The organism is Limosilactobacillus avium (genome assembly GCF_947381485.1).
Taxonomy (GTDB): Bacteria; Bacillota; Bacilli; order Lactobacillales; family Lactobacillaceae; genus Limosilactobacillus; species Limosilactobacillus avium.
The window spans coordinates 21,392-35,003 of the sequence record NZ_CANCWN010000003.1 but is presented as its reverse complement, the minus strand read 5'-3'; the positions used below and the strand labels follow the sequence as shown (position 1 = coordinate 35,003).

13 protein-coding genes are annotated in these 13,612 nt (G+C 50.8%); all 13 read left to right on the top strand.

Annotation, left to right across the window (positions count from 1 at the left end):
• Positions 1-3 precede the first annotated feature (3 nt).
• The 13 genes from mutL (at position 4) to QOS01_RS01790 (ending at position 13,609) form a co-directional block, all read left to right on the top strand.
• Positions 4-2,034 (top strand): DNA mismatch repair endonuclease MutL, encoded by a 2,031-nt coding sequence (gene mutL / locus QOS01_RS01850; protein WP_283620847.1) that lies wholly within the window; start codon positions 4-6, stop codon positions 2,032-2,034.
• 19 nt (positions 2,035-2,053) lie between these two features.
• Positions 2,054-2,650: a Holliday junction branch migration protein RuvA gene (gene ruvA, locus QOS01_RS01845; protein ID WP_283620846.1), complete on the top strand. Its 597-nt coding sequence runs from the start codon at positions 2,054-2,056 to the stop codon at positions 2,648-2,650.
• A gap of 12 nt (positions 2,651-2,662) precedes the next feature.
• Positions 2,663-3,691: a Holliday junction branch migration DNA helicase RuvB gene (gene ruvB, locus QOS01_RS01840; protein ID WP_283620845.1), complete on the top strand. Its 1,029-nt coding sequence runs from the start codon at positions 2,663-2,665 to the stop codon at positions 3,689-3,691.
• A complete protein-coding gene (locus tag QOS01_RS01835) occupies positions 3,691-4,767 on the top strand; it encodes a tRNA-guanine transglycosylase (RefSeq protein WP_283620844.1) in 1,077 nt (358 codons plus the stop codon). The genes ruvB and QOS01_RS01835 overlap by 1 nt, the downstream gene beginning before the upstream one ends.
• Before the next feature lie 50 nt (positions 4,768-4,817).
• Positions 4,818-5,270: a preprotein translocase subunit YajC gene (yajC, locus tag QOS01_RS01830; protein WP_283620843.1), complete on the top strand. Its 453-nt coding sequence runs from the start codon at positions 4,818-4,820 to the stop codon at positions 5,268-5,270.
• A gap of 145 nt (positions 5,271-5,415) precedes the next feature.
• Complete coding sequence (gene gnd / locus QOS01_RS01825; RefSeq protein WP_283620842.1) at positions 5,416-6,315, top strand: phosphogluconate dehydrogenase (NAD(+)-dependent, decarboxylating); 900 nt, start codon at positions 5,416-5,418, stop codon at positions 6,313-6,315.
• Positions 6,316-6,477: 162 nt separating this feature from the next.
• On the top strand, positions 6,478-7,428 hold the full coding sequence (locus QOS01_RS01820) for a DHH family phosphoesterase (RefSeq protein ID WP_283620841.1): 951 nt from the start codon (positions 6,478-6,480) through the stop codon (positions 7,426-7,428).
• Positions 7,429-7,441: 13 nt separating this feature from the next.
• A complete protein-coding gene (locus QOS01_RS01815) occupies positions 7,442-8,815 on the top strand; it encodes a DEAD/DEAH box helicase (RefSeq protein WP_283620840.1) in 1,374 nt (457 codons plus the stop codon).
• A 257-nt stretch (positions 8,816-9,072) separates the two neighbouring features.
• A complete protein-coding gene (gene alaS, locus QOS01_RS01810) occupies positions 9,073-11,727 on the top strand; it encodes an alanine--tRNA ligase (RefSeq protein ID WP_283620839.1) in 2,655 nt (884 codons plus the stop codon).
• A gap of 218 nt (positions 11,728-11,945) precedes the next feature.
• Positions 11,946-12,215 carry an IreB family regulatory phosphoprotein gene (locus QOS01_RS01805; RefSeq protein ID WP_047770297.1) on the top strand — a complete coding sequence of 90 codons (270 nt, stop codon included), beginning with the start codon at positions 11,946-11,948 and terminating at the stop codon, positions 12,213-12,215.
• Positions 12,212-12,655 carry a Holliday junction resolvase RuvX gene (gene ruvX / locus QOS01_RS01800; RefSeq protein ID WP_283620838.1) on the top strand — a complete coding sequence of 148 codons (444 nt, stop codon included), beginning with the start codon at positions 12,212-12,214 and terminating at the stop codon, positions 12,653-12,655. Before QOS01_RS01805 ends, ruvX begins: the two co-directional genes overlap by 4 nt.
• Positions 12,656-12,658: 3 nt before the next feature.
• Entirely contained in the window at positions 12,659-12,967 is a 309-nt protein-coding gene (locus tag QOS01_RS01795) for a DUF1292 domain-containing protein (protein WP_047770305.1), read from the top strand.
• A gap of 114 nt (positions 12,968-13,081) precedes the next feature.
• Positions 13,082-13,609, top strand: a complete 528-nt coding sequence (locus tag QOS01_RS01790) for a CvpA family protein (protein WP_283620837.1) — start codon at positions 13,082-13,084, stop codon at positions 13,607-13,609.
• Positions 13,610-13,612: the final 3 nt, after the last annotated feature.

The following is a 13,612-nucleotide window of genomic DNA, read 5'->3' as shown; positions in this document are numbered from 1 at the left end:
AGAATGGGGCAAATTCACGAATTAAACAGTGTCTTAGCGGACCAGATTGCCGCTGGGGAGGTTATTGAGCGGCCGGCCTCTATTGTTAAGGAACTAGTCGAAAACTCACTGGACGCCAACAGCAAGCGGGTTGATATCATTGTTGAAAATGCCGGCCTTGATAGCATCCGGGTGATCGATGACGGAATTGGAATCGCAAAAGATGACGTGCCACTGGCCTTTCGGCGGCACGCCACCAGTAAAATCAGTAGCCGTAAGGACCTCTTTCGGGTACAGACGATGGGCTTTCGTGGTGAGGCCTTACCCAGCATTGCCTCAGTAGCAGACGTTGAACTAACTACTGCCCAGGAGGGAAGAGACGCGGGGACGATGATCCACCTCCGTGGTGGGGAAACGCTCACTAACAAACCCGCCCCGGCCCGGCGGGGGACAGACGTCCGCGTTACCGACCTCTTTTACAACACCCCTGCCCGCTTAAAGTACTTAAAGTCTCCCCACACCGAGCTGGCCCGGATTACTGACATCATCAACCGGCTAGCACTGGCCAACCCTGGCGTGGCCTTCAGCTTTACCCACAACGGGAAGGAAATCTTTCGTTCAGCTGGCAACGGTAACCTCCAGCAAGTGGTTGCCGCAATCTATGGCATCCAGGCCGGAAGAAAAATGCTGCCAATCAGCGGGGAAGACGATGACTTTAAGGTGACGGGTTACGTCTCCTTACCGGAGCTGACTCGGGCTTCGCGCCAGTACATCACCATTACGATCAACCACCGTTATATCCGGAACTTTGAGCTTACAAAGGCGATTATCCAGGGGTATGAATCGAAGTTAATGGTGGGGCGCTACCCAATTGCGGTGGTCAACATTGACCTGGACCCAGTTTTGGTCGATGTTAATGTCCACCCCGCTAAACGAGAGGTGCGTCTTAGCAAGGAGCCCCAGCTCACCAAGCTGATTTCACAGACGATCCGTGACCGGATTGCTACCGAGAACCTGATTCCTGATGTTGATGCGCAGGCTTTCACACCGCCGTCCGCAGACGTGGTGAATGATTTGCAACGGCGCCTAAAGGAGGCCGCCCATCCATACAACGTTGCCCAGCCGCAGCCGGCGAGCGCGGCTACTGCTTCGCAACCGGCTCCCGATGAAGATGCCCCCAGCAAGGAAGATCGTAAGGCTGCGGTGGCCCACGCTGAGAACACCGATGGCGAAGTTAGCGCCCCGGTGATTATTCATAAGGCCGGCGAATTAAGTTCCGCCCCAATGCGGGAGTTCGATGCGCGCTACCAAAATGAAGGCACGGTCGCACCGTTTGGTGAAAATACTCCGCAGACTCAACCGGCAACACCAACTAAGGCCGAAAACATGGAACTGGATGTTCACGACAAGAGTGACCAGGCCCAGGGACGCTTTCCCGACCTCCAGTATATTGGTCAGCTCCAGGGGACCTTCCTATTAGCCCAGGCTAGTGACGGTCTCTACATTGTGGACCAGCACGCGGCCCAGGAACGGATCAACTACGAGCGGTACCGAAAGGAGATCGGTCAGGTGAGCCTGGACCAGCAGACCTTCCTGGTTCCCCTGGTACTGAACTACTCAACGGTCGATGCGATGAACATCAACAACCACATTGACCTTTTAGCCAGTGTCGGCCTTCACCTGGAATCCTTTGGCCAGAACAGTTTTCTTCTCCGTTCCCACCCGACCTGGTTTAAGGAAGGGCAAGAAGAGGATACGGTCAAGGAAATGATTGACTGGCTGCTCAAGGATGGTAAGTTAACGGTTCGTCAATTCCGTATGAAGACAGCAATCATGATGAGCTGTAAGCGGGCCATTAAGGCTAACCACCACCTGGATGACCGGGAAGCACGGGCCCTGTTAAGGCGCTTGCCCCAGTGCGAGAACCCCTTCAACTGTCCCCACGGTCGGCCAGTGACGGTTCACTTTAATGACCGGGACTTGGAGAAGATGTTTAAACGAATCCAGGAATCACATGTTCCGTATGCGGATGATTTTGATGATCACGACTTTTAACTAAAGGAGAGTAGTTTCAGTGTATGAATATTTAACCGGGGTGGTTAGTATCGTTGCCCCCCAGTACATCGTAATTGACGTTAACGGGGTGGGCTACAAGCTACTTGTTGCTAACCCTTATCGCTTTAACGAAGACCCCCAAAAGCAGGTTCGGGTCTACGTTTATCAAGCTGTCCGCGACGATGATATCTCCCTCTTTGGCTTTAATGACCAGGACGAAAAGCAACTGTTTATGCAGCTAATTAACGTTTCCGGGATTGGCCCCAAGAGTGCACTAGCGATCCTGGCCAATCCAGACCACCAGGGGCTGATCGACGCCATTGCTAATAATAACGTCGGCTACCTGACCAAGTTCCCGGGAATCGGGAAGAAGACGGCCTCCCAGATTGTCCTCGACTTAGAGGACAAGATCACGGCGGTGGCAACTACCGGGCCGCTCTTTGCAGGTGCCGATGAGGAAGCGGCCGGTGAAAATCCCGCCCTTGCCGATGCCTTAGCCGCACTGAAGGCGCTGGGCTACAAGGAACGGGATGTAAAGAAAGTTAAAAAACACCTGCAAGGTAAGCAGAAAACGACGGATGAGTACTTACGGAGTGCCTTACGATTACTCAACTAAGGAGATTTTGCTGTGAGCGAAGATAATAAAAATAAAGTTTTATCCGACCATGCCCAAGACGAGGCCGAGGAGCAAATGGAATTGACCCTCCGTCCCCAAACCCTGGATGACTATATTGGTCAAGAGCAGGTGAAGGGGAAGCTCCGGGTATACATTGAAGCCGCCCGGGAGCGGGAAGAGGCACTTGACCACGTCTTATTGTACGGTCCCCCCGGCTTAGGGAAGACCACGCTGGCGATGGTAATTGCCCATGAGATGCACGTCAACATTAAGACCACCAGTGGCCCGGCGATTGAGAAGCCGGGGGACCTGGTTGCCCTGCTTAATGAACTACAACCGGGGGATGTCCTCTTTATTGACGAAATTCACCGCCTGCCCAAGGTAGTTGAGGAAATGCTCTATTCGGCAATGGAGGACTACTACATTGACATTGTGGTTGGCGAAGGACCAACCGCCCATCCAGTGCACTTCCCCCTGCCACCGTTTACCCTGATTGGGGCTACCACAAGGGCGGGGATGTTGTCCGCACCGCTGCGTGACCGCTTTGGAATTGTTGAACACATGAACTACTACAACCAGGACGAGCTAAAACAGATTATTTTCCGGTCTGCCAAGATCTTTAATAGCAAGATTGAAGAGGTCGGCGCCCACGAGTTGGCCCTGCGGTCACGGGGAACGCCCCGGATTGCTAACCGCCTTTTAAAACGGGTCCGTGACTTCGCCCAAGTAGCCAAAAAGCCCAGCATCGATTCGGCAACGGTTAAACAGGCCCTTGACCTACTGCAGGTTGACAGCCACGGCTTGGACGAGGTTGACCGCAAAATGCTTTTGACGATGATTAACTACTACCACGGGGGACCGGTTGGCCTGAAGACGATTGCGGCTAACATCGGTGAAGAGACGAGCACCATCGAAGAGATGTATGAACCTTACCTCTTGCAAATTGGCTTTATCAGCCGTACGCCGCGGGGGCGGATGGTCACGCCGGCGGCTTATGCGCACTTAGGAATCAGTTACCCTGATTCAAAGGGGGAGCGATGATGGAAAAGGTCAATTTTACGATTAAGCACCAGGGCGAGATAGGCCGTACAGGGCAGCTACAGGTCAAAAAACAGGTACTGCAGACACCACTAGTGGTTCATGCGGGGCTGACCGTGCAAAGCTTTCCGGCCAAAGAGATTGCCAATCTCGGTGGTCAGGCAATTAAGCAGGAGGTCTTTGACTACTGGTTAAGTGGGACGAAGGCCGCTGAGTTTGGTGACCTCCACCAGCGTTTACACTGGTCGGGATTAATCGTCGGTGACCCGGGTACCAGCCGGGCCTACCAGTGGGCCAAACCACGGGGCCGGAAGAAGGATGGGGTACGCTTTCACGACCCCCAATCCGGTCAGTTAAAGTTCTACACTCCTGAAGAGACAATGGAATGGCAAGCAAAGCTGGGATGTGACTTTGTGACAAGCTTTGACCGCTGGAGTGACTACTACGCACCGGTGGACGATTTAAAAGCGGCAGCAATCCAGACGGCCTCCTGGCTGGGAGCGCCATCGGATGGCCTCTTGGCGTCGGTCGTCGGCGGCGGACTAAAGCGGGTCCGGATGATGAGTGCCCAGGCAGCTAGTCGCCAGTCGTTTGCTGGGTATGCAGTGAAGGGGATTGGCAATAACGTGAAACTACGCGAACAGGTACGCCTGATGCGGGAAGTGTTGACCATGCTGCCGGAGCAGGGGCCTCATTACTTGACCGGGAGCAACTCGTTGGAGGGGACCCTGCTCGCGATGCTGGCGGGTTACGACCTGGTTGATAGTGACTGTGCCGTAGCGGAGGCTCACCACCACGTTGCCTTTGTGCAGACCAACCGGCTCCATCTTGACAAGCAGCACTTTGTTAGCGACCAGCGACCAATTGATGCCAATTGTCAGTGCCCAGTTTGCCAGGCAGGGTATAGCCGGTCCTACCTTCACCAGCTATGTGAACAGGGGGCCGCTCTTGGCGACGACCTCTTGATGGCCCATAACCTCTATACCCTGAACCAGCTTGCGGAAACAGCTCACCAGGCAATTAACGCCGACATGGTTCACAACCTGGCTGCTGAATGGGCGATTGACGAGCTAGAGTAGCTTTTTTACTGAAAGTTTGTTAAAGTTGAATATGAAAATTTTTGAAGGGAATGGAAATAATCGTGAACATTTTAGACTTCTTAACGTTGGGGGCATCTTCTTCTAGTGCTACCTTCTCCAGCTTTATCCTGATCATCCTGATGATTGCTTTAATGTACTTCTTCATGATTCGGCCACAGCAGAAGCAACGGAAGCAACACCAAGAGATGATGAACGACATGCACAAGGGGGACGAAGTTGTCACCATCGGCCGTCTCCACGGTAAGATTGACAGCATCAACAAGGAAGACCGCACAGTCACCTTAGATTGTGAAGGAATTTACTTGACCTTCGACATGGTTGCAATTGCCCGGGTAGTAAAGAGCTCAACCGCTGCGCCTGCTGAAAAGAAAACAGCAAGTGAAGATTCTGCTGCAGAAAAGCCTGCTGAAAAACCGGCTGAGGAAGAAAAAGCCGACAGCAAGCCGGCTGACGACAGCGATGCTGGTGAGCAAGCAAAATAATAATTGACTAATTTGTGAAAACGTGCGAAACTCTTAACTGTTGATTAGTTAAGGGTTTTTCTTTTGAAAGCCCTTTAGTTTCTTTACACTTGTCAAAGCCAGCATTTCTTTGACAAGACTGTTAAATCACAGGAGGGAATTTTAGATGCAAATTGGATTGATTGGTTTGGGTAAGATGGGTATTCACCTTGCTCAAAATATGTTGCGTAATGACAACGATGTCGTTGCTTTTGACCTTAACAAGGATGCAGTTAAGGAAGCCGGTTCTTACGGTGCCCAAACTGCCTTTACCCTTGATGAAATGGTTGAAAAGTTAGCTGCTCCACGGACAATCTGGGTGATGGTTCCAGCTGGTAAGCCAACTGATGCAACGATGGAACAACTTGCCGCTAAGCTTTCTGCTGACGACGTTGTTATCGACGGTGGGAACACTTTCTGGAAGGATTCCTTAAAGCACAACCGGATGCTGACGGAAAAGGGCATCCACTACTTTGACTGTGGTTCTTCAGGTGGCTGGCGTGGTGCCCTTGAAGGTGGTAACTTCATGATCGGTGGCGATGACAAGGATGTCTTTGAACGGATTCGTCCACTCTTTGAAGGTATTTCCCAAAAGGACGGTTACCTTTACACTGGTAAGGCCGGTTCTGGTCACTACCTGAAGATGGTCCACAACGGTGTTGAATACGGGATGATGGAAGCCATCGGTGAAGGTTTCGAAGTTCTGGAAGCTTCTGACTTCAACTATGACAACGCAGCCGTTGCTAAGCTTTGGAACCACGGTTCAGTAATTCGTTCATGGCTGATGGAACTGGCTGAAGATGCCTTTGAAAAGGATCCCCACCTTGAAAAGATCCAAGGTCGGATGCACAGTTCTGGTGAAGCGCACTGGACAATTGCCGACGCCATGGACCACAGCGTTCCAACACCAGTTATCTACGAAGCCCTCTGTGCTCGTTTCAAGTCAATGCAAGAAGACACCTTTGATGGTAAGGTCGTTGCCGCACTGCGGAACGGCTTCGGTGGTCACGCTGTTGACAAGAAGTAATAATTCAATATTGTTAAGCGCCATCGCTTAACGAAATAACCCGCTTTGTTTGGTTGATCCGAATGAAGCGGGTTTTTGCTTGCATCATCAAACTTTGGTTAAAAGCCTTTTTTTGGTATACTTAATTGTTAGACATTTCAAAATTAAGGAGCAGAAATAATCATGGCTGATCAACTTGGCGAAATCTTTAAGCAGATCAAAAAGTACAACAAAATCATTATTCACCGTCACCAGCGCCCCGACCCGGACGCAATTGGCTCCCAGGTAGGCTTGGGAGAAATCCTCAAAGCATCGTTTCCTTACAAGCAAATTTACCTGGTTGGCAACCACATCCCGGGATTTGATTGGATTGGGACGATGGACGACATCAGTAGTGCCACCTTTGACGACGCCTTGGTGATTGTCACGGATACCGCTAATGCACCCCGGATCGATGACCGCCGCTTTAATAACGGGGACAAGCTGATCAAGATTGACCACCACCCAAATGATGAGCCATTCGGTGATTTAATGTGGGTCCAGCCGGAAGCATCGAGTTGTTCAGAGATGATCTACGACTTTTACCAGCACTTCGCTGACGAGTTGACCCTCCCGAAGAAGGCAGCTCACGCCCTGTACGCGGGGATCATTGGTGATACCGGCCGCTTCTTGTACCCGGCAACGACCCCGCGGACAATGCTAGTAGCTGGTGCCCTGATGGCTGCAGGGGCCGATGCAGCGGCCATCAGCCGGCGTGAGGACGAGATTAGTTTGCCAGTTGCCCGCTTATCGGCTTTCGTTTACGAGCACTTAACAATCCTCGAGCACGGGGCCGCTTACGTCGTCTTGACGGATGAAATCTTGAAGAAGTTTGGCTTGACTGAGGCGGGAACGTCGGCCGTGGTTTCGTTACCAGGCCGGATTAAAAACGTTAGCGCCTGGGCAATCTTTGTCCAACAAGAGGACGGTCACTACCGGATCCGCCTGCGGTCAAAGGGACCGGTCATCAATGAGCTGGCAAAGCATCATGATGGTGGTGGCCACCCGCTTGCTAGTGGGGCCAAGGCCAAGGATGAGGCAGAGATTAAGCAGGTAATTGCGGAACTGGACCAATTGACCCAAACCCAAAAGTAAGGAGAGGATCACAATGTCAAACGAAACATTTAACGACTTTAATTTAAAACCCTACCTGGTTAAGGCTGTCACGGCCATTAACTTCCGTACCCCGACACCTGTGCAGGAAAGGGTAATTCCGGAAATTATGAAGGGAAAGAGCGTTGTCGGTCAGTCGGCAACTGGGAGTGGGAAAACCCACGCCTTCCTCTTGCCAATCTTTTCCCGCATTCAAGAAGATGACCAAAGTGTCCAGGCGGTGATTACCACGCCTAGTCGTGAGCTGGCTTACCAGATCTACAATGCGGCTAAGCAGCTGAATAAGTTTGCTGACCAACCGTTGACAATTCACAACTATGTCGGTGGTACGGATAAGCAACACCAGATTGACCAACTGGAGCGCAAGCAACCGCAGCTGGTAATTGGGACACCGGGTCGGGTATTGGACCTGATTAAGTCCCAATTTCTTGACATCCACACGGCAACGATGTTCGTGGTGGATGAGGCTGATATGACCCTTGATATGGGATTCTTGGAGCAGGTTGACCAGATTGCCAGCCACTTCCCGGAAGACCTCCAGATGATGGTTTTTTCGGCAACGATTCCCCAAAAGCTGCGGCCATTTTTGAAAAAGTACATGAAGAATCCGGTGATGGAAGAGATTCCGACCGAAACGGTGATCAATCCCGATGTTGAGAATTGGTTAATGTCTACCAAGGGGAAGGACAAGAACCAGCTGATTTACCGTCTCTTGACCCTGGGTGAACCCTACCTGGCACTGGTATTTGCCAATACCAAGGAACGGGTGGAAGAACTGACCCGGTACCTGAGTGAACAGGGCTTAAAGGTGGCAATGATCCATGGGGGCCTTGAACCCCGGCGGCGGAAGCGGACAATGCGCCAGATTCGTAACCTCGACTTCCAGTATGTCGTGGCGACCGACCTGGCGGCCCGCGGAATCGACATTGATGGGGTCTCCTTGGTGATCAATGACGACTTACCGACAGACCTCGAGTACTTTGTCCACCGGGTTGGCCGGACAGGCCGCAACGGGATGAAGGGAACCGCAATTACCCTTTACGAGCCCGCCGAAGACGACCTGATCGCTAAGCTGGAAGACCGGGGGATCACCTTTGTCCCTAAGGAATTAAAGGGTGGTCGCATTGTCACAACCCATGACCGGAACCGGCGCAAGAAGTTTAAGCACCGGAAAGAAGAACTTGATCCGTCCATGAAGGGCTATGTCAAGAAGACCAAGCGAAATGTCAAGCCGGGCTACAAGAAGCGGATCAAGCGGGCAATCAAAGAGGATGAACAGCAAAAGCGGAAGCTCGAGATGCGTCATAAGATGCGGAAGGCTAAACGGCAGCGTCAACGTCAACACCGCCGGGAGCGAAACGCCCGTTGATTTTTTCTGGCGGGTCCGCTATAATATGGTTCGTTTGGGATATGCCATTATAAATACTACTTTCAGAAACGGCTGGGGTGCTGTGACAGTCGAGGGTATTGTAGTGGTGCTCCCCATTCTTAACAATTTGAATACAACCCGGTTTAACCGGGATTAAAGAGGTAAACGAAATCCATCGTTGCAAGCAGAGTGGTACCGCGTCAGTTGGGCGTCTCTGTTAGCAAGGGTGGATTTTGTTTTTGGAAAGGAAGAGGACAGTGAAAGAGCTAAAGAAGCTTAACAGTGCGCAAGTACGGCGCATGTACCTGGAATTCTTTAAGGAACACGGCCACAAGATTATGCCAAGTCAATCCTTGGTGCCAGTCAATGACCCAACCTTGCTATGGATCAACTCTGGGGTCGCCACAATGAAGAAGTACTTTGATGGGAAGGTCGTTCCGGAAAATCCGCGGATGACATCTTCGCAAAAGAGTATTCGGACTAACGATATTGAAAACGTGGGTAAGACGGCGCGGCACCACACCATGTTTGAAATGCTGGGGAACTTCTCAGTAGGTGATTACTTCAAGAATGAAGTTATTCCTTGGGCTTGGGAACTGCTGACCAGTGACAAGTGGTTCGGCTTTGATCCCGAACGTCTTTACATTACTTACTATCCAAAGGACCACGATGCTTATAACAAGTGGCGTGAAGTTGGGGTTGCTAAGGACCACCTGATTCCGGACGAAGATAACTTCTGGGACATTGGTCAGGGTCCTTCTGGCCCAGATACGGAAATCTTCTACGACCGTGGCCAGGAATTCAACAATTTAGCAGATGATGATCCCGAAAACTATCCTGGTGGTGAAAACGAACGCTACCTGGAAATCTGGAACATCGTCTTCAGTCAGTTCAACCACACACCAGAAAACACCTACGAACCACTGCCGCACAAGAACATTGATACCGGGATGGGGCTGGAACGGGTCGTTTCAATCTTTGAAAACGCCCCAACCAACTTTGAGACCGACCTGTTCATGCCGCTGATTAAGCAGACGGAGGACTTCTCCGCTGGTAAGAAGTACGGAGCCAACAAGGCTGACGATATCCAATTTAAGATCATTGCGGACCACATTCGGACGATCACCTTTGCAATTGGTGATGGGGCCCTGCCATCCAACATGGGACGGGGTTACGTCATCCGGCGGTTGTTACGGCGGGCAGTTGTTGCCGGCAAAAAGTTGGGCATTGATAAGCCATTCCTAGCTAAGATGGTCCCAACCGTTGGTAAGATCATGCAGGACTACTACCCAGAAGTCTTGAAGAACGCCGACTACATTTCCTCCGTCATCAAGTCCGAGGAAGACCGCTTCAGTGCGACCCTGAATGGTGGACTTAACCTGTTGAATAACGTTATTGAACAGGCCAAGAAGGATGGAACGAATGAAATCGATGGGCGGACCGCCTTTAAGCTCTACGATACCTATGGCTTCCCAATTGAGTTGACGAAGGAATACGCTGCCGACGAAGGGCTCACCGTTGACCAAAAGGGCTTTGAAGCCGCAATGACTGAACAACAAAACCGGGCCCGGAATGCTCGTGACATGGATAACGGGATGGGTGTTCAGACCGACCTGTGGACTGAATTTAAGGACCCTAGCGAATACGTTGGTTACACTGACTTGACGGTTAATGACGCCAAAGTAATCGGCTTGGCCCATGACGGCAAGCAGGCCGACAGCGCCCAGCCAGGAGACGATGATGTCGAGGTTATCTTCGACAAGACCCCATTCTACGCCGAAATGGGGGGCCAGGTTGCTGATACTGGTGACATTATTGATAACTATGGCAACACGGTTGGTCGGGTTGTCGATGTTCAGCACGCACCAAACCAACAAAACCTGCACCGGGTTGAACTAAAGTCCCCACTGAAGAAGGGGGCCCGCTACAAGCTGGTTGTGGACCGTCTTCGTCACTTGAAGATTGAAAAGAACCACACGGCAACCCACCTGCTGGACCAAGCACTGCGGAATGTCCTTGGTGGTCACACCCAACAGGCCGGGTCCTTAGTTGAAGAGCACTACCTGCGCTTTGACTTCAACCACTTTGGCCAGGTTACGGCCAAGGACCTAGCTGCGGTTGAAAAGATGGTTAACGAACAGATCTTCAAGGAGATTCCGGTCAAGACCATTGAAACTGATATTGACTCCGCTAAGGAAATGGGTGCCATCGCCCTCTTCTCCGACAAGTACGGTGATAAGGTCCGGGTTGTTAAGATTGGTGATTACAACACCGAATTCTGTGGTGGTGACCACGTCAAGAACACTAACGAACTGGGTCTCTTTAAGATTGTTTCTGAAGGAGGCGTTGGTGCCGGCATTCGGCGGATTGAAGCGGTCACCTCGAGTGATGCCTATGACTTCCTGCAGAAGCGGAACGCAATGCTGGAAGAAGTTGCTAGTGATCTGAAGGTGGCCCAAATTAAGGAAGTCCCTCATCAAGTTGCTAGCCTCCAGGACGAGTTAAAGCAGGCTAACAAGCAGGTCGAGGCACTGCAAGCCAAGATCGCTGCCCAACAAGCCAACAGCGTCTTTGATAACGTTGAAGAAACGAAGGGTGGCAAACTGATTGCTGCTGAAGTCAAGGTTGCTGGAATGGGTCAGTTGCGGCAACTGGCTGATTCTTGGCGGGCAAAGAAGCTTTCCGACGTTCTTGTCTTAGGGACTGCGAACAACGGTAAGGCTAACCTGCTGGTTGCGGTTAGTGATGATAAGGTTAAGGATGGCTTAAAAGCCGGTGACCTGATCAAAGCCATTGCCAAGGCAATTAACGGTGGCGGCGGTGGTCGGCCAAACCTCGCCCAAGCCGGTGGTAAGAAGCCAGAGGGAATCCAAGACGCCCTCAAGCTGGCTAAGGAATATTTGAATAAGTAAACTACTAAATATGAAAGGCCTTTGGCATTCGGAATTTACGAATGCCAAAGGCCTTTTCGCGCTTTTTAGGGGGGCTGGTTGTCGTTGTGTATATGGGTGGCCCCAAAATTAGTTGGGCCGGACAAGAGAAAGGCAATTTCTAAGAAACACTATAATTGTGCTTTATGAGTTATTATAGTAAAATATTCACTTAAGAGACTACGTGGAGGTGACGATTGATGACTACCAATAATGATAAGACGATGTTCTTTGACTTCGGCCAAGAACGTCAAGAAGATATTAAGCAGACGCTAAAGACGGTTTACGAGTCTTTAGAGGAGAAGGGTTACAACCCGATTAACCAAATCGTTGGTTACCTGCTGTCTGGAGATCCAGCATACATTCCGCGGTTAAATGATGCGCGGAACCTAATTCGTCAACATGAACGTGATGAAATTATTGAGGAATTAGTTCGGTCGTACCTGAAGAATAACGGTGAGACTAAATGAGGTTAATGGGGTTAGACGTTGGTTCAAAGACTGTTGGGATTGCCGTTAGTGACCCCTTGGGCTGGACAGCACAAGCGGTGGAAATCATCCCCATTGATGAGGATGAAGAGGTCTTTGGCATTGACCGGGTTGCTGAGTTAGTCAGCAAGGAACAGGTCGCTGGCTTTGTTCTTGGTCTGCCGAAGAACATGAATAACACGGAAGGCCCCCGGGTAGACGCTTCCAAGCATTACGGTGACCTGTTAAAGAAGCGTTTCCCTGATATTCCCGTTGACTACCAGGATGAACGTTTAACGACGGTTGAAGCCCACCGGATGCTGGTTGAGGAAGCCGATATCTCACGGGCAAAGCAAAAAAAAGTTATTGACGAGGTTGCCGCAACCTTTATCCTGCAGAGTTACCTTGATCGTCACGGTCGACTAGTACAAAAACTAAAATAAAGGATGATTAGAGTGAGTAAAAAGCAAAATAACGACGATAACCTGATTACCTTAATCGATGAGGATGGTAACGAACAGCTCTTTAAGGAACTGTTCACCTTCGATTCGGATGATTATGGCAAGTCCTATATCTTTATTTACCCTGCAGAACAGGAAAATGATGACTCGGTGGATATTCAGGCCTACATTGTTGCTGACAACAAAGACGGCGACGGCCAAGACCTTGTCCCGATTGAAGACGATAAGGAATGGGATATGGTTGAGCAGGTCCTGAACACCTTCCTTGACGATGACGGTAATTTCAACGCATAAATTTATGGTGATAATAAAGAATAAAGAAGGGCTCCTAGCGCTCGGCACCGTCGAACACTAGAAGCCTCTTTATACTTGTGGGAGGATTCTCCCACGGATTAGTGGGGCGGTAAAATGATTTTAACCACGTTAATTATCTTAATTTTGATTGGTTGTTTTATAAATGGACACCGGAAGGGTTTAATCATGATGGTCCTGTACACCGGGACATACATCGTCAGTTGGCTTGCCGCTAAGACGGTTGCACCAATGCTCGGGACATGGTTAGGCCACCTCTTACCAAACGTTACGGACGAGGCCTCCTATTCAAGCGCGATTCTTTCGGCGGTCGATACGAGTGCCTTTTTCAGTCGGGGGATTGCCTTTCTCCTGGTATTTACCGCGGTTTCCATCATCTGTCACTGGGGGATCCGCCAATTACGCTGGATTAAGCGCGTGCCCGTTATCGGGACGGTGGATCGCCTTGCTGGTGGGGCCCTTTCCCTGGTAATCGGCTACATCATTATTTTCCTGGTTCTGGCGGTTACCCAGTTGTGGCCAGCGGGGTGGTGGCAGATGCAGATTGCCAACTCCGGCCTGGCCCGGTTGATTATCAACCAGACACCAGTTTTAGCTCATTTATTATTACAAACAATCGGCTAAAAG

What these genes read in the sequence shown, in the direction of transcription:
- mutL (WP_283620847.1), top strand. Translation starts at nt 4, where the DNA reads ATGGGGCAAATTCACGAATTAAACAGTGTCTTAGCGGACCAGATTGCC.
- QOS01_RS01835 (WP_283620844.1), top strand. Translation starts at nt 3,691, where the DNA reads ATGGAAAAGGTCAATTTTACGATTAAGCACCAGGGCGAGATAGGCCGT.
- yajC (WP_283620843.1), top strand. Translation starts at nt 4,818, where the DNA reads ATGGAAATAATCGTGAACATTTTAGACTTCTTAACGTTGGGGGCATCT.
- gnd (WP_283620842.1), top strand. Translation starts at nt 5,416, where the DNA reads ATGCAAATTGGATTGATTGGTTTGGGTAAGATGGGTATTCACCTTGCT.
- QOS01_RS01820 (WP_283620841.1), top strand. Translation starts at nt 6,478, where the DNA reads ATGGCTGATCAACTTGGCGAAATCTTTAAGCAGATCAAAAAGTACAAC.
- QOS01_RS01815 (WP_283620840.1), top strand. Translation starts at nt 7,442, where the DNA reads ATGTCAAACGAAACATTTAACGACTTTAATTTAAAACCCTACCTGGTT.
- QOS01_RS01805 (WP_047770297.1), top strand. Translation starts at nt 11,946, where the DNA reads ATGACTACCAATAATGATAAGACGATGTTCTTTGACTTCGGCCAAGAA.
- ruvX (WP_283620838.1), top strand. Translation starts at nt 12,212, where the DNA reads ATGAGGTTAATGGGGTTAGACGTTGGTTCAAAGACTGTTGGGATTGCC.
- QOS01_RS01795 (WP_047770305.1), top strand. Translation starts at nt 12,659, where the DNA reads ATGATTAGAGTGAGTAAAAAGCAAAATAACGACGATAACCTGATTACC.
- QOS01_RS01790 (WP_283620837.1), top strand. Translation starts at nt 13,082, where the DNA reads ATGATTTTAACCACGTTAATTATCTTAATTTTGATTGGTTGTTTTATA.